We start from the raw sequence: 25,063 nt of genomic DNA, 5'->3' as shown, positions 1-25,063 counted from the left end.
ACTAAGAATGTTCAATTTATTAAAGTTTCACCTTGTTTAATCTATCAGAAACGATTAAGAAAAACATCTAATATGCTTACTAAAAATAATAAAAAGGTTCCATCCTCGTAAATATAGAATTACTTACTACACAAATAGTTTAGTAAGTAAAAGAGGAGTGTTAATTTCATGTTACATGTTTTAAAACAACAATATAATCTTATTAGCTCTACAAGAGAAACTCTATTTACATTTTTGGAGGAAATCCCGCTAGAAAAATTACATAGCGTTGTTCCTAATTTCGGGAACGGTAGCATTATAAAGACGCATATTCATGTAGCCGATTGCTATCGATACTGGCTTGGATCATTCGCATTTAAACAAAAGCGAGCAGATTTTTCATTCGCTAGTGATTATGAAATTGAACATGCAGATGTTGCGAAAGTTCGTGCTAGATTTAAGTTAGTAGATGAGGTTGTACAACGTTTCTTAGATGAATATAACGACCGGTGGCTCGAAAATATAGCAAATGAAGTGAAGTGGCAAAAAGAACCTTGGAGCACAACCCCGCTATGGCTTTTAACTCATACGGAGACACATGAGTTTCATCATAAAGGACAAATCGTATCAATGGCTCGTCACCTTGGATTTACTCCCCCTGACACGGATCTTAGTTAATTCTATAGTCACAAATTATTGAAAAGATTAGTATAAATATAGATTGAGCATGTTTTGAAAACCAATCAAAACATGCTCATGAAACATGCTATCTTAAAATTTTTATAATATCATCAATACCAAATAGTCTCAGCATAATTATATGCATCACTATTCGGAATGGCATGTTTTCCCTGCGCTTGCGCCTTTCTTGGATCTAAATCATATACCATTGGCGTATAGCATGATGTTTGCCCTTTATTTACAACACCATTTCCTCCAGCACTTCCGCAAGTATATGCCTTTCCATCTGTTTTTCTAACGATTCTTGCATCAGCTTCGTTATTATAAACTGCTGGGCGGGTTACAGTAACTTTTGCCCATGCTGTCTTACACGTCGTGCTAAATTTTAATTCTACATAAGAATTTGAATCAATCCATTTCTTCTCTTTCGTTACTGCTGATTGATCACAACTATTGTAATACGGACTTTTCCCATCATACGAATGGTCTTCCGCATACGCTTTATCTCTATTAGTTGTGCTAAACATACTAGTTACAACGAGTAAAGATAGCAATAAACATGCACTCGCCTTTTTTAAAAGTTTCATATCATTTCACTCCTTTATTAATAACGTGCTGTTTTCCCGTAACCGTTATTAAACGTAACCGCTTCAGCATCTGCTGTGTATCCGAAATCTGCAGTTAAATCAAATACCATTCCTGTATACGTGCTCGTTTGACCTGTTTTTATTGTGCCGTTCCCCTGATTAGAAGTAACTGATTTTTGGAATACACCATTTTTGTATTTATTCACAACAGCGTACGCATACACCCCTCCCGAAACAGCTGGTGCTGGTTGATCTAACACAAACTTAGCCCATGCAGCATGACATTTATTACTGTAACGTAAATACACTGTCCCAACCTTTTTACTACCTTCGTATACTGCTGTAGATTTTGCATTAAATCCATCTGCATCACATGTTGTACTACCTCCGTATACTTTCGTTGTTGCTGGATCTTTCCCGTCATAATAACTACTTAAATCAGTAGCTGCAAATGTACTTCCTTGGAAACTAAATAATACTCCTACACTCGCTACACTTAACACACACACTTTCATTAACTTTTTAAACATTCTCAATCTCCTCCCTCAAAATAAGTACGTATAATAAAGACAAGTTATCCCCTATGTACGCCCCTCCTTTCATGCTTCCTAGAGGCATCTTACAGAAACGAATAAACGTTGTAAATTCCCTTACGATTATTGGAATATACGAAGAAATTTACTTATCCGTATAAGAAAAAAAGTTGAGAAATACACATTTTATAGCATTCTTTATTTAAAACATAAAAGAACCGATACTTGTTTCATTCAAGCATCGGTTCTTTATACAAAATTGCCATTTTTTCTTTTATATAAAATAAATATTTCTCCACTTAATCCGTTGTAAAAAACTCCCTCGTTACATCAATAAATTGTTGCAACGGCGCTGTCATCCATTTATCTTTATGCCAAGCAATTTGTGTAAAAATTGGATTGATAGTATTTTCTAGATGTAACTCTTTTATCGCTCCCTCTCGTATATCTTTTTCTACTACTATTGCTGGCAAAACTGCTATACCTAAATCCGCAATGACACATTGTTTAATTGCCTCGACACTAACAAACTCAATCTTATTTGCCGGATACACTTCTTCTGTACGAAATAGCTCTTCAAATAAAGTCCGATATGAGCACCCTAGTTCTGTTAACAAGAGTGTTTCCTTCTCTAAATCTTCTATAGAAACGGAAGTTTGCTCGAGTAAACGATGCCCTGGAGCAGCTACTACTTTTAATTCTTCTTTCATAAGCGGCTCCACATGTAAAACATCTTCCGTTTTACATTCGTCCAAAATAAATGCAAGATCTACTTTCCCCTCCATCAATTGTTCCTTCGCATCTTTATTGGACTGTGCTGGTTTAAATATAAGCTTTATTTGAGGAAACTGTGCCTTAAACCTCTTTAATATGGAAGGAAGCCTGTACGTACACTGACTTTCTTGCGCACCAATTATTAACGTACCTGCTATTTCTTCATCATCTTTCACAGCCATTTTCGCTTCATTACTAAGTGCAATCATCTTATCAGCATATAATTGAAACTTCCTGCCCGCTTCAGTTAAGAAAAGACGTTTTCCTAATCTTTCAAATAGCGGCGTACCTAGCTCAGCTTCTAATGTTTTAATTTGCGCTGTTACGCTCGATTGAGCAAAGTTTAATTTCTTCGCAGTTTGTGTAAAGTTCAAAGTGTCCGCAGCTACTTTAAATGTAATTAACTGTTTTATCTCCATTTCCCATTCCCTCTAATCGATATTTCCGATTGATTCCATCGAAATAATCATCTTTTTCTATTATTATTTATATTGTATGATAAAGAGCATCGACAAACAATATAAATGGAGGTATTCCATATGAAAGCACTTTGTTTCGAACAGTTCGGTAATCCAGATGTACTACAATATAAAGAAATACATGATCCAATCATAAGTCCAAATGAAATTCTTGTCCGCACAAAAGCAATCGGTTTAAATTTCGCCGATATTTATAGACGCCGCGGTGATTATCATCTCGCTGGCAATCCGCCTTATATATTAGGTTATGAAGGCGCTGGTATTGTTGAAAAAATAGGAGCTAACGTTACCACTATCAATGCTGGAGACCGTATTGCATTTGCTGACGTTCCATTTGCAAATGCAGAATTAGTTGCTGTTCCATCAGAAAAAGCAATCCCACTTCCAGATTCTATTTCTTTTGAAACAGCCGCTTCTGTCTTATTACAAGGTCTAACAGCACATTATTTAACGAAAGATAGCTATCAAATAAAACAAGGTGATGTCGCTTTAGTACACGCCGCAGCTGGTGGTGTTGGGCAGCTTCTTATTCAAATGATTAAACTACTGGGTGGAACAGTAATCGGCCTTACATCATCAAACGAAAAAGCAAGCGTAGCCACTTCAGCTGGTGCTGATCACGTATTTTTATATACGGAAGCATGGCCTACGAAAGTACTTGAAATAACAAATGGTACTGGAGTAAATGTTGTATATGAATCAGTAGGCTCTACACTTGAGGAAAGTTTTAACGCTACTAAAATTGGTGGTACTGTCGTATTTTACGGAATGGCTGGTGGTAATCCTGCGCCTGTAGATCCGCGTATGCTTATGGATACTTCAAAAACTTTAACTGGCGGAGACCTTTGGAACGTACTTACTACTTTTGAAGAACGTAAGCAGCGCTCTACTCGATTATTTGATTGGATCGCTAGTGGAAAATTAAACATTGCGAGCCCTACTACATTCTCTTTACAAGACGGTGCCCGTGCTCATGAATTATTAGAAAGCCGTAAAAGTACTGGGAAGATTTTATTAATCCCATAATCGTTCCAATTAAAAAAGGAAGCTAGAATGTATTTCTTTGCTTCCTTTTTAATGTTATTAATGTTCAATTTCGCTTCTTTCCATTACCCGTTATTTATATTTTTTCTGTCTATACTTCTCTTTCTAGGCCCCTCATTTTTAAGTTTATAAAATAAATGAATCTAAATATTAAAGGGAAAAACAAACCTCCGGATATCAAGGATCCAATAAATATAGTATCAATAAAAGAAAGAATCCCAAATAATAGCATTCCAAAAAAATAAAATATAACTGCACTCCAATAAATAAAACGTGGAAACTTAGTTTGAAACGAATCACCTTTTTCACACGGCTTTCCAAATAACAAATGAACGAATTTAATCAACATAATCACTTCTCCATATACTTGTTAATATTCTTTTCTTCTTAGAACTGAACATAAATTACATACTATGTATCATTTTATTTGAATTTCCCGACACTGAAGTTATTAGTTATGTCGAATACAGTATTTACTCATGTATTTCGCGAAAGCACAATATACCTTTATTTAAATACAAATCGTCTATCCCCATTATCACGTTGCAATTCAAACAATACTGGATTACTAACAAATCTTTTTAGCAAAACATATGCCTCATGATCATCTATATCATTAGGAATATTAATTCCACTAAATGATGTTGAGGAAATTAGTGTATGAAAATCATATTTAAATTCATAATCACCAATATACGCTAATGCCAATTTCCCTTTCCATTCAATTTGATATGTCTGCCCTTCTAATCTAGTAAACTTAATATTATGAAAAGCTGACGCATCATGACCAAGTAAATACACGTCAAATGCAGTTAACTCTAAATCCAAGTCCTTCTGCTCATCTTCGGATAAAAAATCAATTGCAAATTTCTTCCCATTTAGCGTATCCAAATTAAAAGGCGCCTCATCATTTCCTACACGAAACCCTTTAAAATCCCATTCTTCTGATGACAAGGTGCATCTATGGAAGTTATTCCATACAATCTTAGCGTGCCAATCATCTTCTTCCTCATTCTCTTCATCTTCTTCATCCAAATCTTCCTCATCATAATCCGCAGTCTCTAAATGCAAATCAAAATACAAACCCGCCATACCATTTAACTCGTCTTCCTTTGCATATTTAAAATGTGCACTCCACTTAAAATTAACAATTCGATGACCGTTAGGCCACGGGTTGTCCACAAAATATATTCGATCCATATTCACACGTTCCTTATTTGTTTTATTTCTCGTAAACTTACTTAAATTTCGAGATGAAATGTAAGACTAGACTAATATGCCTCCAATAAGCTGCAAAACAATTTGTTATTCCTACTCTCTAACTATACCATCACAATAATTTTCACGGTGCATTTTTGCAGAAAATTCAGATTCAAATCAATAAATAATATACTAAAAAATGAAAAGGAAGCTAGATTTCTCTACCTTCCTTTTCTTATTTCTATATGTGATTTTTTATATTTCCACACTTGCTTTCCCTTTTGCAACATGACTCATATCTCCAACCGACTCGACTGTATATGTTCCATCTTGATATACAATCTTCGTCACACTAGCATTTTCTACTCCAAGTTTTGTTTTACTACTGTCTATCATTTCTATTAACGCAGTTATCAAAAGCCCATGAACGACAACTAAAACGTTGCCACCTCCATGTGTAGCAGCTTCTTCACTAATTTTATCAATCTCTGCTTTTATACGAGTAGAAAATAATTCCCAATCTTCCGCCTGTTTCGTAGGATCTGCTGCTCTAATAAGGTCAATCACTTCTTGAATAGAAAACTTCATAAGTTCTTCTGGTGATGAAACGCCTGCAGCTTTTCCAACCACATCCCACATATTTTCAAGTTTTTCACCTTCAAAAATACCGAAATTCAATTCTCGTAAATCTTTTCTTTGCTCAAGTTTCAATTTTGATTGCTCACTATATTTTAATACTAAATTAGCAGTTTCAATCGCACGGCCGCTATCACTACTATACGCATTCGTAAAATGAATGTCTTTTAATCCCGTTCCTAAATTTGTGGCTACTTCCACACCTTTTTCTACTAACGGAGAATCTGCCCAACCTTGCGCGCGATGATTCGTATTTAATATTGTTTTACCATGTCTTGTAACATATAACGTAACTACATTCTCATTGCTATCTGTTTCTCGTTTATTCATTCTCTTCGCTCCCTTTACATTTCTATATCAATTTTACCATCTTAATTATTCATTGAGCAAAATATATGTAAGTAAATCTGCTTAATAAAAAACACTACCTTTCTGTATATTTCAACAAAAAGATAGCGTTTTGTATGATTACATTTCTTAATCGGTACTTTTATTCAGAAAAGGCACTCGAGTATTGTACAATCCCTTCTACACCTTCAAGAGCATTCTCCCTTAATTCCATCATCATAAACACTTCATCTGGTACTTCAAATGGCGCTTTTATATTCCACTCACTTGCTTTCTTAAAACCAAATTTCGGATAGTATTCTGGATGTCCTAATACTACAACTGACCCGTATCCAAGTTTTTTCGCCTTTTCTAAAGCAGCTACAATAAGCTTTCCACCAATTCCTTTTTTCTGATGGCCCGTAGCAACTGATACTGGTGCAAGCGCTAATGAATCTACAGAAGCTCCATCCTTTTCTATCGTAATTTTAGATAACATAATGTGACCAACTATTTCCTCATCTACCGCAACAATAGATAACGCTGGAACAAACGCGTCACATTCTCTAATACGCTTTACAAGTTCATGTTCCGTTTTATCGCTAAATTCTTCATTTAAAAATGCTTCTTTTACAACTTCTTCTGTTTTTCTATAATCATTTTTTTGCTCTTGTCTAATCGTTACCATTTTAATTTATCCTCTATTCTTTTTTATTTCTTTTTGAATTTTACGAAGCGCTTTTTTCGATCCACGCTCAATGTCGTGTTGCATTTTTCGCTCTTTATAATTAACAAATAGTGTATTTAAATCGTATCCCTCTGGGTATAATTCCTTCGCTGCTACCTCTAATGTAATACGTTTTACATTTACCTCAACGAATTCACCGTTATAATATACAACGACGTTATAGAAGTTATCTATTTCTTTATAAATAATACCAAAATCATCATGATCCAATAAATTTACACGGTCACCAATTTTGTACTCATAATGTTTTTCTCTTTTTTCCTGCACAAATTTCGGTTTTCTAATTTTACTTTCATTCACTTTTTCTAAAGCGTACTCTTTATTTCCCATATACTCTTTTGCTCTTTTCAGTACATGCTCTTTTACGTTCATTTTATTTGCAATCCAAAGTGCATTACTTTCCCCTGATTTACCGATTACTAATTTATAAAGCGGCTCTAACGTTTCACTATTGAATTGCATCGCTGCATTCATAAAGTCATCATGCATTTCTGAGAATCGTTTAATTTCTCCGTAATGCGTACTCGCAACTGTAATACATCCCGCAAGGTACAACTCTTCTAAAATAGAAATTGCAAGTGCTGCGCCTTCATTCGGTTCTGTACCACTTCCTATTTCATCAAATAATAGCAACGTATTATTATTTGACATTCTCATAATCTCAGATAGATTTTTCATATGAGATGAGAATGTACTTAGTGCATTTTCGATACTTTGATTATCACCAATATCTACAAATACATTTTCAAAAATAGCGATTTCCGTTTCTTTATCTCCAGCAATGTGAAGGCCTGACATTGTCGCTAATGTTAACAATCCAATTGTTTTTAACACAATTGTTTTTCCACCCGCATTCGGTCCTGTAATAATTAAACTGCGGTATTCTTGACCGATTTCAAAGTTTAACGGTACAACTGACCCTGTTAAAAGCGGGTGCTTACAATTCACTAAATGAATATACCCATGATCGTTTAACTTCGGTTCTATTCCATCGATTGATTTACTAAATTTCGCTTTCGCAAATACCATATCATACTGGCTAATTAGCTCCATGTTAATTTTTATACTATAAATGTTTTCTAACACCATTCCTGATAAAGTTGCTAAAATTTGATATTCTTCCATTGCTTCTTCTGCTTTTAAACTTGCAAGTTCTACATTTAACTTTGTAACGGTATGCGGTTCTATAAATACAGTAGAACCTTTTGCAGATGCCTCAACGATACTTCCCGCAACTTGATTTTTATAAGTAGATTTAATGGGAATCGTATAACGATCATCCTTTTTACTAATAAAGAATTCCTGAATATACTTCTTATTTGCACTACTATTTAAAAACTTCGTTAAACGTTCTTTTATTTTTCCATCTACAGCATCGATATTATTTCGAATTCGTTTTAGCTCTTTACTAGCAGCTGCATCAATACTAGTTCCTTTAATTGAAAAGTTAATTTCCTCTTCAATACTTTTATATTCAGTCATTGAATTTGCATAAGAAGCTAATACCGGTGCAAAGAATTCTTTATCTAACATAAACTTTTTAATCTTTCTACATCCACGTAAAAAGTCTGAAACACTTACTAATTCTTCTGGATCTAAAATCATCCCTTTTTCTAATTTTTGAATTGTACTAGCAATATTTGAAATGCCGAAGAAAGGAACATGCCCTTCTGCATCTAATATAGCTCGCGCTTCGGTTGTTTCATTTAATCGATTCTTTACTACTTTTATACTCGTACTCGGTTCTAATTTATTTAGTAATTCCTTTCCTAATCCACTTACACAATAAGATTTCACTATTTCTTTTAATTCGTTATATTGTAACTTTTCAAAAGTCATCGTATTCATTTTTATTTCTCCTCACTATGATTCATATATTTCATAAATGAAGATACCTACTCATTAGATTCCAATGAGCTCTACATTATTCAATTACCATTTTTATACATTAAAAACATATACAAAAAAGCTGCGGGGATACCGCAGCTTTTACATTTACAAGGCATGTGTAATAACGTATGAGAAAATAAGCCACCTAAAAAGTATATGGCACTCCTCTTATTACACGCTTTATAAAGTATTGTAGGTATCTTCATAGGTATCGAAATAAATCCATGACAAAGTTAGGGGTATGATATACATAAAAATCCCCTGATCTTATCCGATTTATTTCATTAAATTTTTCCTATTTAGTACCTACCGCACTCACAAAAAGCACCTCTCATTAATTTATATTATAGTCATTGAAATCTAATTTACTGAAATCATCATACTATATGTATAGCTAGAAGTAAAGGTGTCATACTTTAGTCGTACGCACATATGCAGATGTTTCCTCTTTCAATATTAGATACAATATATATAAATCGTTTAACGGAGGGATTTCCATGACAGATTTTCAAAAACAATTTTTCGCACGATTACATATAGAAGAAATAGCAACTGTTTCATTTGAAGATTTACCTCACATCATGCAAGCAATGGCACAAACTGTTCCATTTGAAAACTTAAATGTTCTCGAAAAGAACTTTAAAGAAATATCAAAAGAAAATGTAAAAGAAAAAATTTTAGTAAACAACCGTGGCGGTCTTTGTTATGAATTAAATCCTACTATGTATTACTTCCTTAAAGACTCTGGATTCGATGTTCATCTCGTCTCAGGAACAGTGTATAATGTAGCAAATTCTACATGGGCTGTTGATTCTGGTCATGTCGCAACTGTTTTAAAACATCAGGATGCATTTTATTTAATTGAAGTTGGATTCGGATCATACTTACCTCTTGCACCTGTCCCATTCTCAGGTGAAGTCGTTCACTCTGTTACAGGAGATTATCGTATTCGTAAAGAAACGACTGAAAAGGGAAATTACATGTTAGAAATGCGTAAAAACAATGAGTTTTTAGATCAATCTTCTGCTGACGATTGGACGCTAGGCTATGCATTTTATTCAGAAGCAGTAAATGAAGAAAAAGCAAATGCAGCACAAAAAATTATCGTTGAACATGAAGGTTCACCATTTAATAAAATACCTCTTATTGTAAAACTTACAGAAGATGGGCATGCTTCTTTAACGAAAGATAGTCTTACAGTAACGAAAAACGGCAAAAAAACGAAAGAAACAGTTACAGACGAACAATATACAAACCTTTTACATTCGAAATTTGGAATTACATTATAACCTTTAAGCATTGCCACTTTTGGCGATGCTTTTCAATTTTTCAGCAGGGATTTTTTGCAATTTGTTGTATTTCATAGTTATATAGTAACTACACATGTAGAAAGGAAATGATTATGATAGAACTTACAGATCGATTAAACGTACCTAATAATGAAAAATGGAACTTAACTGATATATACGACACACTTGAGGATTGGGAAAATGATTATAAAAAAATAGAGATATTGACGAACGAACTAAAGGAATTTAACGGAAACATTCACGACGGCAATCGTTTACTTGCTTATTTAACGAAGAGCGAAGAAGTATCTAGCATATTATCTTTAATGTTTGCTTACGCACGATTACAATCTGACCTAGATACACGCGATACGAACTCTCAATCACTTGTTGATAAAGTATCGCAATTACATGTGAAAGTCAGCGCAGCTAAATCATTCTTCTCTCCATTCTTACTTAGCATCGATGAGAACACATTACATACTTACATAGATGAAACAGAAGGATTGCAATATTATAAAGAAGATTTATTTGAATTGTACCGCTATAAAAAGCACGTATTAAATAAGGATCAAGAAGAAATTTTATCACAAATGGGTGAAGCACTTTCTTCTCCGCAGCACACATTTAGTATGTTAAATAATGCAGATATTATTTTTGGTGAAGTGACGACTGATGATGGAAAGAAAGTGAACTTAACACGCGGAATGTATGCAAAATTAATAGAAGATGAGAATCGCGATAAGCGAAAAGAAGCGTATAAAGCGTATTACAAACCGTATGTTCAATTAAAGAACTCCATCGCTTCTACTTTATCTGCTGCAATTAAAAATAACGTTACTGTTTCGAAGCTAAGAAAGTATCCATCTGCTTTAGAGAAATCATTATTTGGTGATATGGTTCCGAAAGAAGTATATGACAATTTAATTGATACAACGAAGAAAAACATTCAATCTTTACACACATATAATGAACTTCGAAAAGAAAAGTTAAATGTAGACGAACTAAGACAATATGACTTAAGCGTCGATTTAGTAACGGGTGTGAAACAAGATATTCCATACGACGAAGCGTTTGATATTATGATCGCATCACTTGCTCCTTTAGGAGAAGAATATATTGAAACATTAAAAAGCTTTAAAGACAAACGATATATAGACGTGAGAGAAACGCCTGGAAAACGTTCTGGCGCTTATAACTTTGGTGTATACGGCGTTCATCCCTTCATTCTTTTAAATCATCACGATGATTTAAATAGCCTTTTCACTCTTACTCACGAGTGTGGTCACGGCATGCATACGCATTATTCGCATGGATACCAACCAAGGATTTCTGCACACTATTCCATCTTTGTTGCAGAAGTCGCTTCTACAGTAAATGAAGTGTTATTAATCCATTATCTATTAAAAGAAGCGAAAGAAACGAACGTGCGTAATCATTTAATTAACTACTTTATCGATAGCTTTAAAGGTACTTTCTTTACACAAATCATGTTTGCAGAATTTGAAAAAATTACACATGAAATGGCTGAGCAAGGTAAACCATTAAACGAAAAAATCTTCAGTGAAATTTATGAAAGTCTATTTAGAGAATATAATGGTGATTCACTTGTATTTGATGAAGAAGTAAAATACGGATGGTCTAGAATTCCTCATTTCTATCGTCCATTTTACGTGTACAAATACGCAACCGGATTTGCCTCTGCCATTCAAATCGCTGACAAATTATTAAGCGGCGATCCAAATGCACAGAAAAACTATATCGAATTCCTTAAAGGCGGAAGTTCAGATTACCCACTAAATCTACTGAAAAAAGCTGGTGTCGATTTAACTACACCAGAACCGATTGAAAGTGCATTAAATCGTTTTAGTGAACTTGTTGAAGAATTTTCAGCATTGTAGAAAAAAGCATGCAGAATATATAATCTGCATGCTTTTTCATTTGAATCACTTTATCCTATATGCTGCTGCGTCACACAGTGAATCATACCACCATACGCATACAATTCATTCACATAAATACCAACAATTTTTCTCCCTGGAAACTGACCTTCAATAATTTGCATCCCTAACTTGTCATGTTCGTCACCGTATATAGGTACCAATACGACTTCATTTCCAATATAAAAATTAAAATACGAGCCTTTACAATCTGCTCCTTTAACCATTTTTCTCGTTACCGGTACTGGTATGAGCTGAAATGGCTTTCCATCTATATTTCTTGCTTGTCGCAATTCTTGATAATGCTTTTCGTACGCCTCCAAAAGATACGACTCTCCTTCGTTAAAAGGATCATATTCATACAGGATCGTATTTTCATTTACAAAACGTGCTGCACCATCTATATGGTAATCCGTATCTTCATCATAATTATCCTCACCGCGAATACCAGTTATCCATATAAAATTCGTTACCCCTAAATATTTCGTTAACTCCATTTCAATCTCTTCCTGACTTAATGTAGGATTTCGATTTTCATTTATAATAGAAGTTTTCGCTGCCATTAAGGTCCCGTTTCCGTTTACCTCAATTCCCCCGCCCTCTATACAGACACTAGATTCAACTTTTGGAATGCTATACCTTTCACTTATTTTAGTTGGTATAATAGCATCTTTTTCATACGGATATTTATCTCCCCAACCATTAAATACCCAGTGTGTTAGGCGACGCTTTCCCTCTTTATCTTTTACAAAGATTGGTCCATTATCACGTATCCAAACATCATCAGTTTCTTGTACTAAGAAATCAATTTTTTCCATATCTACTTTCGCTTCCATTAACTTTGATTGGACATGTACTTTCTCTTCCTCATCGCATACAACAATATGTACATTTTCTCCATAATGAAGTTCCTTTGCCATCGCTATCCAAATATCATCCAGCTTAGCTCTGTACCCTTCACCTCTATGCGTTTTATCATGAGGCCATTGGAGCCATGTTCCTTCATGTTTCTCCCATTCTGCCGGCATATAAAACAAACTATTTGCTATATTTCTCATACATGTTCACCCCTTCTCTGAATGTAAGTCCAGTCTATACTTTGACATCGTGTTAAGGTCAACAGGAATATATTCATTTACTTGTAGAAACTTTTTAAGGTGACTCTTTACTTCTCCTTGTGATACACTATTTCTCCTTGTAAAACCGTCACCAAAACTTTCGCATTCGGAATCTTATCGGCACTCATTTTAGTAATATCTTCATCTAGTAATATCATATCAGCTGATTTCCCTACTTCAATCGAGCCAGTAATTTTATCAAGACCTAACGCTTTAGCTGGCTTAATTGTATAAGCATCAATAGCTGCGTATACATCAGACAAGCCCTTGTCATCAATGCTTAATGCATTCGAAATCGTCACAAGTGGATTCAATTCGTTTACATCCCAATCACTACTAAGTGATACATTCGCACCAGTTTTCCAAATTCGCCCTAACGGCATAATTCGTTTCATCTGTTGATCTGAAAAATACGTACTTGCCCAGCTTTGTTTTGGATCTTCCGCAAAATCATGCCCTACTTGAAAGTCAGCGCTAATACCTAATTTAGCAAAACGATTTATATCACTATCTTCTACCATTTCCACGTGTGTAAGCGTATAAGGCTGATTCGCCCCTTCTTTTTTCGCTGCTTCAATTGCATTTAAACTCTCTCTTACCCCACCATCACCAATCGTGTGAATGAGTGCACCGTAACCAATTTTATTTAGCTCAGTTAACCACCATTTCATCTTTTCTTCTGGAATATAGTTCAAGCCATACGGGGTTCCTTTAAACCACTCAAATTTATATTTTTCTAGTGTTTTAGCTGTACTGTTAATGCTAATTCCATCACTATACATTTTCACTTGATTAATAAGCATTCGAGATGATACATCATCACGCTTAATTTTTTTAAAATACTCCATTTGTTCTGCTTCATTTAAATTTGGATATACCCATGGACGAAGTACTACTCGCGTTGTTAGCTTTTTTTCGTCATTTACTTTATTCCAAACATCTAACCAGCCTCGTTTCCAATAAAGACGGCCATCGCCAACTGTAGTAATACCATTCTTCGCAACTTCATCTAAACCGTCTAACAAACCGTCATAATTCTTTTCAAAAAGTTTCGGCTGGGAATTCCATGCTTTTTCCATCACGATATCTCCAGCAGTATCATAAAGAATACCAAACGGTTCTCCTGTTTCTGGATCCCGAATGATTCTTCCGCCTTGCGGATCTTTCGTATCTTTATTTATCCCAGCTAACTCGAGTGCTTTTGAGTTAACCCATACAGAATGAGAGGTTCTTTCCATAATTAATACTGGATTATTAGGAAATAACTCATCAAGAACTTGTAACGGCGTTTGTTGTTCTGCTTTTTCGTCCATATCTTTTAATAGCTCTTCCAAACTAAATCCTGTTCCACTTACCCATTCGCCATCTTTCACATCTTTTTTACAATCCTTTAAATACGAGCGTTGTTTTTGCAGCGAAGCATCTGGTGAGACACTACAATTCCCTGCTGCTGGTGACTTTGCTTCAAATATATGATTATGATTGTCCACAAAACCAGGGAGGATAAAACGTCCTTGTAAATCCACCACTTTTGTATCTTCATTTATAAATCCCTCTACATCCTTGTTTGAACCAACAAATGTAATTTTCCCTTCTTTAATGGCTACAGCCTCTACGATGTCTTGCTTTCCATTTGAAGTATAGATTGTACCATTTTTAAACACTACATTTTTAGGTAACTGATTAGGTAGAACAGCGCTACCATTCTCCCCTTCTCCAGGAGTGCATGCCGAAATCCATACCATACTTAGAATCAGACAAATAATCATGATTGTTCTTTTCATATTCTTTCTCCTTCTTATTATGTTAAATTGCTTTCGTATATAGAATAAGGATTGACATAATGTTAATGTCAATCCTTATTTTCATTCTATTTTCGTAACTAAAAAACAAATTTGTGTCACATACTCTTCTACTAAACAATCACATTCAGTTCCCTTTATATAAACTTCATATGGATGATCACCTACTATATAACCGTTCTTTTCCACCCACTCTTCTAATGCCATATAAGCATAACCTATATAGTCATAGCTACCATAATGCATAGTAGTAACAATTTGATGTTGTTGCATCTTTTTTATTTCGCATCCTTGTAATCCATCTTTATCGTCACCATCCATAATTGGAATTCTTAATTCAATATCACTGTGACCCGGCATAAACTCTTCATCATAAAAAACGGTAGAAGGAGAGCCTACTATTTGCAAACTATTTTTTTGTACTTCTTCATATAAGTCATAAAAATAATCATCCATATAATCTATATCTATTTGTAACCTTTGAGCAATTACGGTTATTTCATTCCTCGTTCCAATTAATATGTCATAATTTCTATGGCGAGCAATATTTAAAGCATGATTCATATTGACCATTTCATTCATTTCAGAAATAACCTGTAAATTTTGTTTCACCTCATGAGACAACTCTATTATTTGCGCTTGCATATGTTTAATAAATGAATCTTGATCTGATGACTGCAGAATTACTTTAATTTTCGGCAAAGGAAACTTGTACTCCCTCAGCTTTTTAATTTTCAGCGCTATTTCTAGCTGCCCTTGCTCATAAAATCTATATCCATTTACCGGATTCACATATGCCGGTTTCAATATTTCCTCTTTATCATAATGTCTTAACATCCGTGTACTCATTTTACAAATCCGAGAAAATTCAGTAATTGTATACATATACATACCCCTTGAACACATTTTCCTTTGTAAACTTTATTATTAAAACCAATCCAAAAACTTTCTAATTGAAGAACCTTCATTCTGATTGTTTAATCTTTTCATTTTTGAAGGTAACAAATGACTCGGACAATACCACGTTAAACAATTCATTGCGCCTCCCATAGTTGATATTTCGCCAACATGAATTTGAATAACTTGTTTCCCCGTATATTGTTGAATATATCGTAAAACTTCCCTATCTTTAGCTAGTCCAAACTTAGGGACATAAAGAGCATCACATGTTTCTAACATATTTATATATAAACCTTTTGCCGATGCTATTTCTTGATCATATTGTCCTTTCTCTGTATATGAGGAAGGAACAACGATAAATTCAGCTTCTGGCATTTGCTCTTGAATAATCTCTTGAACATGATATCTAAATTCATCATCCCCTAAAAAATCACTAATAAACATCGTATGTTCATCAATAAATTTAACCATTCCGTCTGCGTGTGCAAGTACATCTCCTTCTTCAGCAGGAATAATAATAACCCGGCTCACATCTAAATCCCACTCTAATTGCTCCATAATTTCCTCTTCTGTCCAATCATCGTTATCATCAAATATGCGTTCTGTTAAAATAACAGTATCTTTTTTATTCCAAATAAGATTACCACCGTCCAATATTAATGGTGATTTCACATATTCAAAGTCGTTCTTTTTCAACCATTTATTAAATTGTTGATCTAAATACCGCCCTTGATCTTCTGGCAAATAAGTTGGTCGATACTTAAATTTAACAAGGTGATTCGTTACAACTGGCGCAACATCTCTTAACCAAATATCATCATACTCAAAAAAGCTCGTATGGAATTCTTGTTCTTCAACTGATAAAGAAATAAGTTGGTCTGTAGCCCCCTTTTTCCCATTTAAATTTTCATTAAAATAAATAAGTTCTTCATAAAACGGTTCATAATATTCATTTGATTCATCTGGTATCGCAGTAAAAATAATTCCCTTTTGTTTTTGTTCCATCTTCTTTACCTCTCTTTTGTATAATAATTAAGGAGCCCGCTCTTCCTCAATACTCTTCATTTTTTATTACAACTTTTAAAACGTGCACATTTCTTGAATGGATTATAGCATGAGGAAATATTATATATTTATATAAAAAATATAACGCTGTCGTTAAGCCGTGCATTGACTCTTGACAAGATTTTAAAAAGAAGTATTTTATAACAATATTAAAAATGTAATCGCCATACACAATAAAGTGAAACTTTAATCAGTGGGGGTTTTCTTCATCCCCCACTGATTATTAGCCTTCACCAATCGGACTTTTATGGGCAGTTGATCCCCCACCTAACTTCTTTGCTTCCGCTGAATTTTGAGGTGGGGGTCTTACTGCCCATTAAAGCGGGATAGACGATTAGATAATTTTTTTATCGTAGTTCATATCCATCGCTTCGAACAAAACATTTTGGTTATATAAATTTAATAAATGCGTTTCTATTCCTATACAAATCCCTTCTAACGGAAGATCGTTTGGATCCTGACCAAATGGATCTTCAATTTCAATCCCTATTGCTTCAATCCCTATAAATGCAAAACTTATAAACGTAGTTGCAAGTACTGTAAACCACCCAAGACTATCAACAAGACCAATCGGTAAAGTCCCGCAAAATATGAGCAGTAAAATTTTAATATGAGCAAAATATGCAAAAGGAATAGGTGTTGTTTTTATACGATCACATCCACCCACAGCCGTAAGCAACTTATTCAGATCGGCTTCCATATTAATTATTGCATTTGGATGGATTTGACCTGTTTTCAAACCTTTTGATAGTATAATTTTTAACAGAAAAACTATACTAATTGGTAAATGAATAGACTCCATCAACATTTCTTTTTCCTTATTAGAACAAATATCAAGCAATGATTTTATCTCATCTAAATCTTTTTCATCTCTCAAATGTCCTTTCGCTATTTTAGGAAAAGCAATTAGTAAATGTAAAAACTTTAGTTTTTCCTGATCAATCTTTTTCCCTTCTGACTCCCAATAACATAAAAGACTAACTGCTACATTTCTAGTAGACGCACCAATCGTGCCAAATAACTTTCTACCTTCCCAGTACCTATCATAGGCAGTGTTAGTACGAAAAACTAACAGTAGGCCTAAGGCTCCTCCAACAATTACCCAGGGGGTTTGATTAATTTTTATTTCTGCATAATAGTAATTAATCACAACTACTAATGTTGAAACGCAAATATATAATAAAATCTGCGGGAAAATATCTCTTATAACTGTTCCCTTTAATGTAAATATTTGATGTAAACTATTTTGATTATTGTAATGAACCATATTTACAAAAACCTCTTCCCTTATTAACCTTTTATTCTTTAAAATCACGAGAGTATACAATTAAATAATAGAATCATAAACCCTATCATTACGAAACTGGTTAAAATTATTTCCTTCAATACCGTTACTCCTTTTTTTGGCCAAAAGATAAAACAGCTTTTTAAATTAAACAATACATGCTCGCTATTCTAAATCACGACGCATTATTTTAGAATTTGCAATGAATAAAGCACTAATTAATACAAGAATCGCGCAGGCGTATAACAATGAATCTATCGGACTATCGTGATCTATAATGATGAGACGAACGATAGCCGTTATACCTATATAAATAAAATATCGTAATGGGAAATGAAAATTCATTTGAAAATACTTTATAATCATTACAATAAATTCAAAATATAAAAAGAATACGACGATACTATCAATTAAATGATAACTAGATTCTTCACCATTTAATTTCAGCTCTTGTATAAATTGAACGACTTCTTTCATAAGAAACACACTTAATACAATCCCTAAACAAATCAAAGCTACATTTAAAATGTACTGTAGAACGATAGGGAAAAACGAAAATACTATTTTTAAGTTCTTTAACACAAACATTTTTCTCCTTTTTTATATAAAACGAAAAGCGAATACACACCATAATTCGTTTGTCATTATATTTAAATTTAATTGTTTCAGATAATAAGGAATGACAAAATAGGTAAAGTTAGGATTTCACCTATTTTGTCTCAAAAACAACATAACGAAATTCCAATCCATTACTTCAATGCAATCGGTTGTTGCTGTGTCACACAATGAATCATACCGCCATTTTTATAAAGCTCTCTCACATCAATACCAACTACTTTACGATCTGGGTATAATTTCTGAATCGTATCGTTTGCGATTTTATCATTCGGATCATTATAATTAGGCACCAATACCACTGTATTCCCAATATAATAATTGATATATGAACCTTTATAATCAAGAGTTTTTCCATTTTCTAATACAACTTTTTCTTTACTAAGCGGTAAGTATTCATACTTATATTTCTTTCCTGAAGCATTTTTTGCATCTAACAATGTATCCATATCTTTATTAGATAAACCCCATTCAGCTAGGTCATCTTCTTTCATCGTTACAATGGTAGATTTATTATGGAATTTAGCAAATCCATCAATATGAAAATCCGTAATATCTAAATTAGGCACTCCATCTAACCAAATAAAGTTTGATACCCCAAGGTCACTTATATATTTTTCAATTTCCTTTTCTGATAAATCAGGATTTCTATTTTTATTCGTTACCGCACTTCGAGTTAATAAAGCAGTCCCATTGCTATCTAATTCAATTGCGCCGCCTTCAAGGACAAACTTTCCCCAATCAATTCTTTCAATCCCTGATTGCTTACTCACATTTTCACGTATACGAGCATCATTTTTGTACGGCGTTTTCTTTCCCCATCCATTAAATGCTGGGTCTAATATTTTTAAATTTTTATTATTGTCATAAACAAAAATCGGTCCACTATCTCGTGCCCATACATCATCAGTAGGAGCGATAAAGAAATCAATTTTATTCATATTCAGTCCTTTATCTATTAAAAGCTTATTGATTCGCTCTTTCTCCTCCTCATCGTATGCAACAATGTGGACTTTTTCCCCCTCAGTTAAAGAACTTGCCATCTTAACCCAAATAGGTTCAACTTCCTGCTTATACTCTTCACCATATGTGTATTCATGAGGCCATTGCAGCCATGTACCTTCATGTTTATCTTTCTCATCCGGCATCGTATATTTCCCAGCACTTTTCTGTACCTCTGCCTTTTCCTCCTCTTTCCCTTTTGCATTTTTATTATTCTCTTCAAAAGAACATCCACTAATAATCGCTGTAGATAATGCACTTATTAAACAAAGCTTTACTATTTTTTTCATTTTTCCAACCTCCTGCTCTTGTCTCCAATAATATAAAGCTTCACATAATGTGAAGCTCAAGCTTTTTATCAATGTAAAATTTACCAATTAATCTTCCGCATACATTCAATACAATAGATGAACTTCATGCAGTGTCTTTCCTATATGTAACATTCATATCATTTAACTTCCTATATAAAATTATTCTAATAGTAATCGCTCTCCCATACCTTCTTGTTCATTAAGTAAAACATTGCTAAATAAAGTGAAACTTTAATCAGTGGGGGTTTTCTTCATCCCCCACTGATTATTAGTTGAACCAATCGGACTTTTATGGGCAGTTGATCCCCCACCTAACTTCTTTGCTTTCGCTGAATTTTGAGGTGGGGATCTTACTGCCCATTAAAGCGGGATAAAAAAATCGGTATTGATAATTACATATCAATACCGATTTTCCCATCATTATTTTCCTTCTATTAAATCATTTGCCATTTTCCTAAACTCTTGATTAAATGTATCATTCATACCATTTTGTACGTTAGAGAATAATATGACAAACGTTCGTTTATCCCAATTAAAATTATTAAAGGTATTCCAACCTGCTAATACGCCGTGATTATGATAATAATCTGGATACGTATAGAAACTAAATCCATATTTTCTTGCAGGTGATGCAGTAAACATATCTAATGCACTTTGTTTAGATAGCAGTTTTCCATCCATAATAGCTTCATCTAACCTTTTCATATCTTCAACGGTCGTATACATTTCACCACAACCGTACAACCAATTCATTTTTAAACGAGGTGCATCTATTAACTCACCATCTTTTTTTGTATAACCTTTTGCTAAGAAAATATCTTCAGGGAGAGTTGCTCCCATTCCAGATTCATGCATTTCAACAGGCGTAAAAATATTTTCTTTCACATATTCAGCGAGCGGTTTGTTCGAAATTTTTTCTACAATATAAGCAAGCACCATATAATTATAATCTGTATATTTCCATCCTGTCCCTGCAGGAAATTGTAACGCTTGCGAACCAATCCATGTTACTAATTTTAAACGTGAAGCTGCGTCAACACTACCTTGCCCCTGATCTGGCAACCCAGACGTATGTGTTAATAAATTTCGTAACGTAATATTTTTATCGGCTGGAAACGATGGAATATACTTATTTATATTGTCTTCAATATTCAATTTCCCTTTTTCTCTTAGTTGCATAATAGATATAGCAACGACCGTTTTCGTAATAGAACCAATACGATATTTCGTTCTTGGCGTTGTTAATACTTTATCCTGCACATTCGCATAGCCATAGCCTTTTCGTAAAATCACATGATCTTTACTTGTTACAAGAACACTTCCATTAAATCCTTTGTCTTTTAAATATTGATCTAGTTTTTCTGCTGCAATTTCATAACGCTTTTTTTCAGCTACGCTAACCTCTCGCATATCGTCCTTGCGCTTATCATTTAAATTAGAAAATGCCTTTATATCATATTTCTTACCTTTATTTGCATGTATGAGTGTAACGACACTTCCACAAAAAACAGCAAAAATAAAGAAAACGATTAACCATTTCTTTAACATAATAGGAACCCTCTTTTATCTAGTTTCACTTAACGTGCATCCATTCTATTCTATATCTTTTAATTTTCAAATACTTTATAATATTATCTAACATTCACTCTATTTAAACTAGATCCCTTTTTCTCATATTCAATTTTTGACTACTCTCTATTGTATTTCTTTCTTACAAAATTTCCACCATACAATCGGATGCGTCAAACTATAATTTCAATTTCTTTTGTAACATTTGTTACATACTAATAAGAATGGAGATGTAATATGAAAAATACTGATAGACGCAATCGTTTAGATGATAGAATGTTTCATTATCGGGTAACAAAAAATAACATGGTTTTAATTGAATATTACGGAAAACAAATTATGATATTAAAAGGAAATGATGCTGAAAAATTTTTAAACAAAATACATCATGCAAATAACGATAAAGAAAAACAACTAATTATGGCTAAAATAACAGGTAATTTCAAAAGAGGAAATGAACGTCATTGAAAACGAATCTCATTTATATTTCGATTATACAATAAATTCAAAAAGAAATGTCGCTCATTCGGCATTTCTTTAGACTTTCTTCATAAAAAATTTACATTGCTGACATTTTTTATTTTTTGTTTTTACTATATAAACTCACTGCCGAGATACTTAATAATACCACTATACACACCCACGCATACGTATACCCTTTCTGATCTACAATATAACCAAATAAAACAGGTGCAATAATAATAGCAATTTGATTTAACGTAAGTGCAAAACCCACTGTCATCCCTACCAATTCTTCGCTTGCTGATTCTGCAACTTCGGCTATAAAAAGACTAAACCATCCAATTGAAAAGAAGCCTAACAATGCGCTTACACCATACAATACTCCACTCGTTACTGTATGTATGCTTATTACTAACAATAGAATCAAACCGATAGAAGCACAGACAGCTATAAATAAAGGTATGCGCCGATTCCCCTTATAAAATACATCACTAATAGCTGCTAATATAACACGGCCTATCATTCCAGAAAAGAACATCACTGAAAATACTGTTCCAGCTACAGTAGATGTCATTGATTGTTCTCTTACTAAAAATTTCATGAAGTGGCCCACTAACACCATTTGCAATGAAATCATGCATATACCCGTTATATATATTGAATACAACTCTTTTTTACATATCACTCCTTTTAGCTGCGTCCAAAAAGAAATTTTAATATGTTCTTTCCTTGCTTCCTCCTGAACATAGGGTTCTTTATAAAACACAAAAAATAATAATCCTCCAATTATACAAATGCATGCAATACTATTTATCGCGTAATTCACATTATACTGTATTGTAAGAAACGGGATTAGCACTCCAGCTAACACGCCACCAATCGGTATACCAGCTTGCCTTATCCCCATCGCTAACCCACGATTTTCTTTTGGGAACCATTTTAAAATCACTTTACTTCCTCCTGGCTGGGAAACACTATAAAATATTCCTATTAATAAAAGTACAAATAATAACCCATTAAATCCATTTACTATATTAGTCAGTAAAAGTGAACTCCCTAGCAAACATGAACTGATAGAAATTAATAATTTTTCATTATATTGATCGAGTAGCCGACCGACGAAAAGCATACAAAATAACGGTCCAACATTTACAACACTTACTAACAATCCGCTTTCCATATTCGTAAGAGCATATTCTTCTTTCCAAAATAAAGCGAAAGCTCCGACACCATATGTTATAAGTGTCGCTGTTGTTTGAGCAATCATCGCAACAATTAACATAATCCACTTATAAGTACTATTCATCCTTTCTTCCATTAACACAATAATCCCCCCATCCCCTTCCATTGTATGAAAGTTCTGATATCATATAAAATAAAGATTTATCATGTAATCCATCAAAAAAAATGATATCTTTTTGGAGGGATGATACGTGGACATAAAAGATTTAACTGTATTTTACGAAGTCGCGAAGGAAAATAATATTTCTCACGCAGCGAAAAATTTGAACTATGTGCAATCAGGCGTAACGATGCGTATGAAACAACTAGAAAATGAATTAGGCGTGCCTTTATTTTACCGAAACGGAAAAGGTGTAACTTTAACTTCTAACGGTGAGATTTTATTAACATACGCCAAACAAATTATCCACTTAATGGATCAATCTATAAAAGCGGTTCAAAGTAATGGAACTGAGCCAAAAGGCACTTTAAAAATCGGATGTACAGAATCTACAACTGCGGTAAGGCTCCCCTCTATATTAACAGCCTACTATGAGAAGTACCCAGAAGTCGAATTGATTTTAGAAACAAATAAGACCGAACAACTAATTAGGCTTGTGTTAGAGCGAAAATTAGACGGAGCGTTTATAGCTGGACCTACTCAGCATACTGAACTTCATACAAGTATATTTCGTGAAGAAGAATTAGTGCTCATTAGCAAAAAACGTTTATCCTCTCTTAAAGACATAGAAGATATGAATTTACTCGCTTTTAGTCACGGGTGCTATTATAGAAGTTTATTAGAAGACTTACTTCAAGAAGAAGGAATCTCACCTAAACGAGTTTTAGAATTCGGAACAATTGAAGCAATACTCGCATGTGTAAAATCATGTATGGGCGTAGCGATTATGATGAAATCAATTTTAAAAGGACATGAACATGACTTATCCTTCAATCCTTTACCAAATAACTTCAAGAAAGTTCCTACTACCTTTATTACTAGAAAAGATATATATCACTCTGCTGCATTACAAAAATTTATGGAGTTGACTCACAATGCGCGAAAAGAAAATACGTGGGATGAAACGAAAAACAAACGCTATGACAAACCGAATTGAGGAACATACAAAAACGTTCCCTTCTACTTTTTATAACGATGAATATTGGTATATGCCTTTACCAGTTTTCCAAGCTTTTATCGATTCTCCTAAAACACCTAGAAAAGTAAAACGATTGTGTATACAAATCTTATTAAATCAAGCAAACCATTTAATAAAAATAAAACCAAACGATACAAATACATATCGAGTTGTTGTTTTAATTTCTATAGAAAATTTGTGGAATTCGCAAATAATTGTATTTAAAAATGAAAACTACTTTCATAACTTTTTCAATAGAAATAATGAATTTCAAACATGGATTCCTCTTTCAAACGAGCCAGATTTTTGGAAGACATGGGGAATTTCAATTTTGCCTTCCTTCCAAACGTTACACTTTCAAGAAGTCATTTATGATGAGGGTGCAATCTATGAAAAAGAAATTTGGTTTATTGGAGAATTATCTTAAAAGGGGTACCTTCAAATGAAAAGCTTCCCTTTTTTCACTT

At 33.7% G+C, this 25,063-nt stretch carries 24 protein-coding genes; 7 read left to right on the top strand and 17 right to left on the bottom strand.

From position 1 onward, the window contains the following. The first annotated feature begins 168 nt into the window (after window positions 1–168). Complete coding sequence (locus tag EUC40_RS09730) at window positions 169–657, top strand: DinB family protein (protein WP_156574709.1); 489 nt, start codon at window positions 169–171, stop codon at window positions 655–657. 113 nt (window positions 658–770) lie between these two features. On the opposite strand, the gene EUC40_RS09725 is transcribed toward EUC40_RS09730, so the two are convergent. The 3 genes from EUC40_RS09725 to EUC40_RS09715 form a co-directional block, all read right to left on the bottom strand. Next, on the bottom strand, window positions 771–1,247 hold the full coding sequence (locus EUC40_RS09725) for a DUF2690 domain-containing protein (protein WP_156574707.1): 477 nt from the start codon (window positions 1,245–1,247) through the stop codon (window positions 771–773). Between the two features lie 17 nt (window positions 1,248–1,264). Further along, window positions 1,265–1,777 carry a YjfA family protein gene (locus EUC40_RS09720; protein WP_156574705.1) on the bottom strand — a complete coding sequence of 171 codons (513 nt, stop codon included), beginning with the start codon at window positions 1,775–1,777 and terminating at the stop codon, window positions 1,265–1,267. Window positions 1,778–2,079: 302 nt separating this feature from the next. Then, window positions 2,080–2,973, bottom strand: a complete 894-nt coding sequence (locus EUC40_RS09715) for a LysR family transcriptional regulator (RefSeq protein WP_156574703.1) — start codon at window positions 2,971–2,973, stop codon at window positions 2,080–2,082. A gap of 120 nt (window positions 2,974–3,093) precedes the next feature. Between EUC40_RS09715 and EUC40_RS09710 the strand changes: the two genes are divergently transcribed. Beyond that, window positions 3,094–4,059, top strand: coding sequence for a quinone oxidoreductase family protein (locus tag EUC40_RS09710; RefSeq protein ID WP_156574701.1), 966 nt, complete (start codon window positions 3,094–3,096; stop codon window positions 4,057–4,059). Between the two features lie 109 nt (window positions 4,060–4,168). Here the strand turns inward: EUC40_RS09710 and EUC40_RS27185 are convergent, their stop codons facing one another. From EUC40_RS27185 to EUC40_RS09685, 5 genes are all read right to left on the bottom strand, one after another. Further along, complete coding sequence (locus EUC40_RS27185) at window positions 4,169–4,426, bottom strand: hypothetical protein (protein WP_156574699.1); 258 nt, start codon at window positions 4,424–4,426, stop codon at window positions 4,169–4,171. 158 nt (window positions 4,427–4,584) lie between these two features. Next, window positions 4,585–5,277, bottom strand: coding sequence for a hypothetical protein (locus EUC40_RS09700; protein ID WP_156574697.1), 693 nt, complete (start codon window positions 5,275–5,277; stop codon window positions 4,585–4,587). 255 nt (window positions 5,278–5,532) lie between these two features. Further along, complete coding sequence (locus EUC40_RS09695; protein WP_156574695.1) at window positions 5,533–6,243, bottom strand: histidine phosphatase family protein; 711 nt, start codon at window positions 6,241–6,243, stop codon at window positions 5,533–5,535. Window positions 6,244–6,403: 160 nt separating this feature from the next. Then, the gene (locus EUC40_RS09690; RefSeq protein WP_156574692.1) at window positions 6,404–6,928 is read right to left on the bottom strand and encodes a GNAT family N-acetyltransferase; all 525 of its coding nucleotides are present in this window, start codon (window positions 6,926–6,928) and stop codon (window positions 6,404–6,406) included. Between the two features lie 6 nt (window positions 6,929–6,934). Beyond that, window positions 6,935–8,836, bottom strand: a complete 1,902-nt coding sequence (locus tag EUC40_RS09685; protein WP_156574690.1) for an endonuclease MutS2 — start codon at window positions 8,834–8,836, stop codon at window positions 6,935–6,937. Between the two features lie 539 nt (window positions 8,837–9,375). Here EUC40_RS09685 and EUC40_RS09680 point away from each other — a divergent pair. Continuing rightward, window positions 9,376–10,167 carry an arylamine N-acetyltransferase family protein gene (locus EUC40_RS09680; RefSeq protein ID WP_156574688.1) on the top strand — a complete coding sequence of 264 codons (792 nt, stop codon included), beginning with the start codon at window positions 9,376–9,378 and terminating at the stop codon, window positions 10,165–10,167. Window positions 10,168–10,280: 113 nt separating this feature from the next. Beyond that, complete coding sequence (gene pepF / locus EUC40_RS09675) at window positions 10,281–12,068, top strand: oligoendopeptidase F (protein ID WP_156574686.1); 1,788 nt, start codon at window positions 10,281–10,283, stop codon at window positions 12,066–12,068. 50 nt (window positions 12,069–12,118) lie between these two features. Here pepF and EUC40_RS09670 read toward each other — a convergent pair whose 3' ends face one another. The 8 genes from EUC40_RS09670 to EUC40_RS09635 all read right to left on the bottom strand — a co-directional run bounded on the left by EUC40_RS09670 (window position 12,119) and on the right by EUC40_RS09635 (window position 21,753). Next, a complete protein-coding gene (locus EUC40_RS09670) occupies window positions 12,119–13,165 on the bottom strand; it encodes an agmatine deiminase family protein (RefSeq protein ID WP_156574684.1) in 1,047 nt (348 codons plus the stop codon). A gap of 107 nt (window positions 13,166–13,272) precedes the next feature. Then, entirely contained in the window at window positions 13,273–15,009 is a 1,737-nt protein-coding gene (locus EUC40_RS09665; RefSeq protein WP_156574682.1) for an amidohydrolase, read from the bottom strand. Window positions 15,010–15,090: 81 nt separating this feature from the next. After that, a complete protein-coding gene (locus EUC40_RS09660) occupies window positions 15,091–15,912 on the bottom strand; it encodes a MerR family transcriptional regulator (RefSeq protein WP_156574680.1) in 822 nt (273 codons plus the stop codon). Window positions 15,913–15,954: 42 nt separating this feature from the next. Beyond that, a complete protein-coding gene (locus EUC40_RS09655) occupies window positions 15,955–16,932 on the bottom strand; it encodes an agmatine deiminase family protein (protein WP_156574677.1) in 978 nt (325 codons plus the stop codon). A gap of 394 nt (window positions 16,933–17,326) precedes the next feature. Beyond that, window positions 17,327–18,259 carry a bestrophin family protein gene (locus tag EUC40_RS09650; RefSeq protein WP_156574675.1) on the bottom strand — a complete coding sequence of 311 codons (933 nt, stop codon included), beginning with the start codon at window positions 18,257–18,259 and terminating at the stop codon, window positions 17,327–17,329. 183 nt (window positions 18,260–18,442) lie between these two features. Continuing rightward, window positions 18,443–18,859 (bottom strand): phosphate-starvation-inducible protein PsiE, encoded by a 417-nt coding sequence (gene psiE / locus EUC40_RS09645; protein WP_071711448.1) that lies wholly within the window; start codon window positions 18,857–18,859, stop codon window positions 18,443–18,445. A 167-nt stretch (window positions 18,860–19,026) separates the two neighbouring features. Further along, on the bottom strand, window positions 19,027–20,184 hold the full coding sequence (locus EUC40_RS09640) for an agmatine deiminase family protein (RefSeq protein ID WP_156574673.1): 1,158 nt from the start codon (window positions 20,182–20,184) through the stop codon (window positions 19,027–19,029). A 441-nt stretch (window positions 20,185–20,625) separates the two neighbouring features. Beyond that, the gene (locus EUC40_RS09635; RefSeq protein ID WP_156574671.1) at window positions 20,626–21,753 is read right to left on the bottom strand and encodes a serine hydrolase domain-containing protein; all 1,128 of its coding nucleotides are present in this window, start codon (window positions 21,751–21,753) and stop codon (window positions 20,626–20,628) included. Window positions 21,754–22,011: 258 nt separating this feature from the next. Between EUC40_RS09635 and EUC40_RS09630 the strand changes: the two genes are divergently transcribed. Continuing rightward, the gene (locus EUC40_RS09630) at window positions 22,012–22,242 is read left to right on the top strand and encodes a hypothetical protein (RefSeq protein ID WP_071711445.1); all 231 of its coding nucleotides are present in this window, start codon (window positions 22,012–22,014) and stop codon (window positions 22,240–22,242) included. 109 nt (window positions 22,243–22,351) lie between these two features. Here the strand turns inward: EUC40_RS09630 and EUC40_RS09625 are convergent, their stop codons facing one another. Continuing rightward, window positions 22,352–23,584: an MFS transporter gene (locus EUC40_RS09625; RefSeq protein ID WP_156574669.1), complete on the bottom strand. Its 1,233-nt coding sequence runs from the start codon at window positions 23,582–23,584 to the stop codon at window positions 22,352–22,354. 85 nt (window positions 23,585–23,669) lie between these two features. Here EUC40_RS09625 and EUC40_RS09620 point away from each other — a divergent pair, with 85 nt between their 5' ends. Together EUC40_RS09620 and EUC40_RS09615 are read left to right on the top strand one after the other, a co-directional pair. Further along, window positions 23,670–24,575, top strand: a complete 906-nt coding sequence (locus EUC40_RS09620) for a LysR family transcriptional regulator (RefSeq protein WP_156574667.1) — start codon at window positions 23,670–23,672, stop codon at window positions 24,573–24,575. Continuing rightward, entirely contained in the window at window positions 24,514–25,023 is a 510-nt protein-coding gene (locus EUC40_RS09615; protein ID WP_156574665.1) for a DUF3916 domain-containing protein, read from the top strand. The genes EUC40_RS09620 and EUC40_RS09615 overlap by 62 nt, the downstream gene beginning before the upstream one ends. Window positions 25,024–25,063 lie beyond the last annotated feature (40 nt).

It is taken from the genome of Bacillus luti, assembly GCF_009739945.1.
Lineage (GTDB): Bacteria > Bacillota > Bacilli > Bacillales > Bacillaceae_G > Bacillus_A > Bacillus_A luti.
Note: the sequence above shows the minus strand (reverse complement) of the source record. Positions and strands in the feature narration are given on the sequence as shown.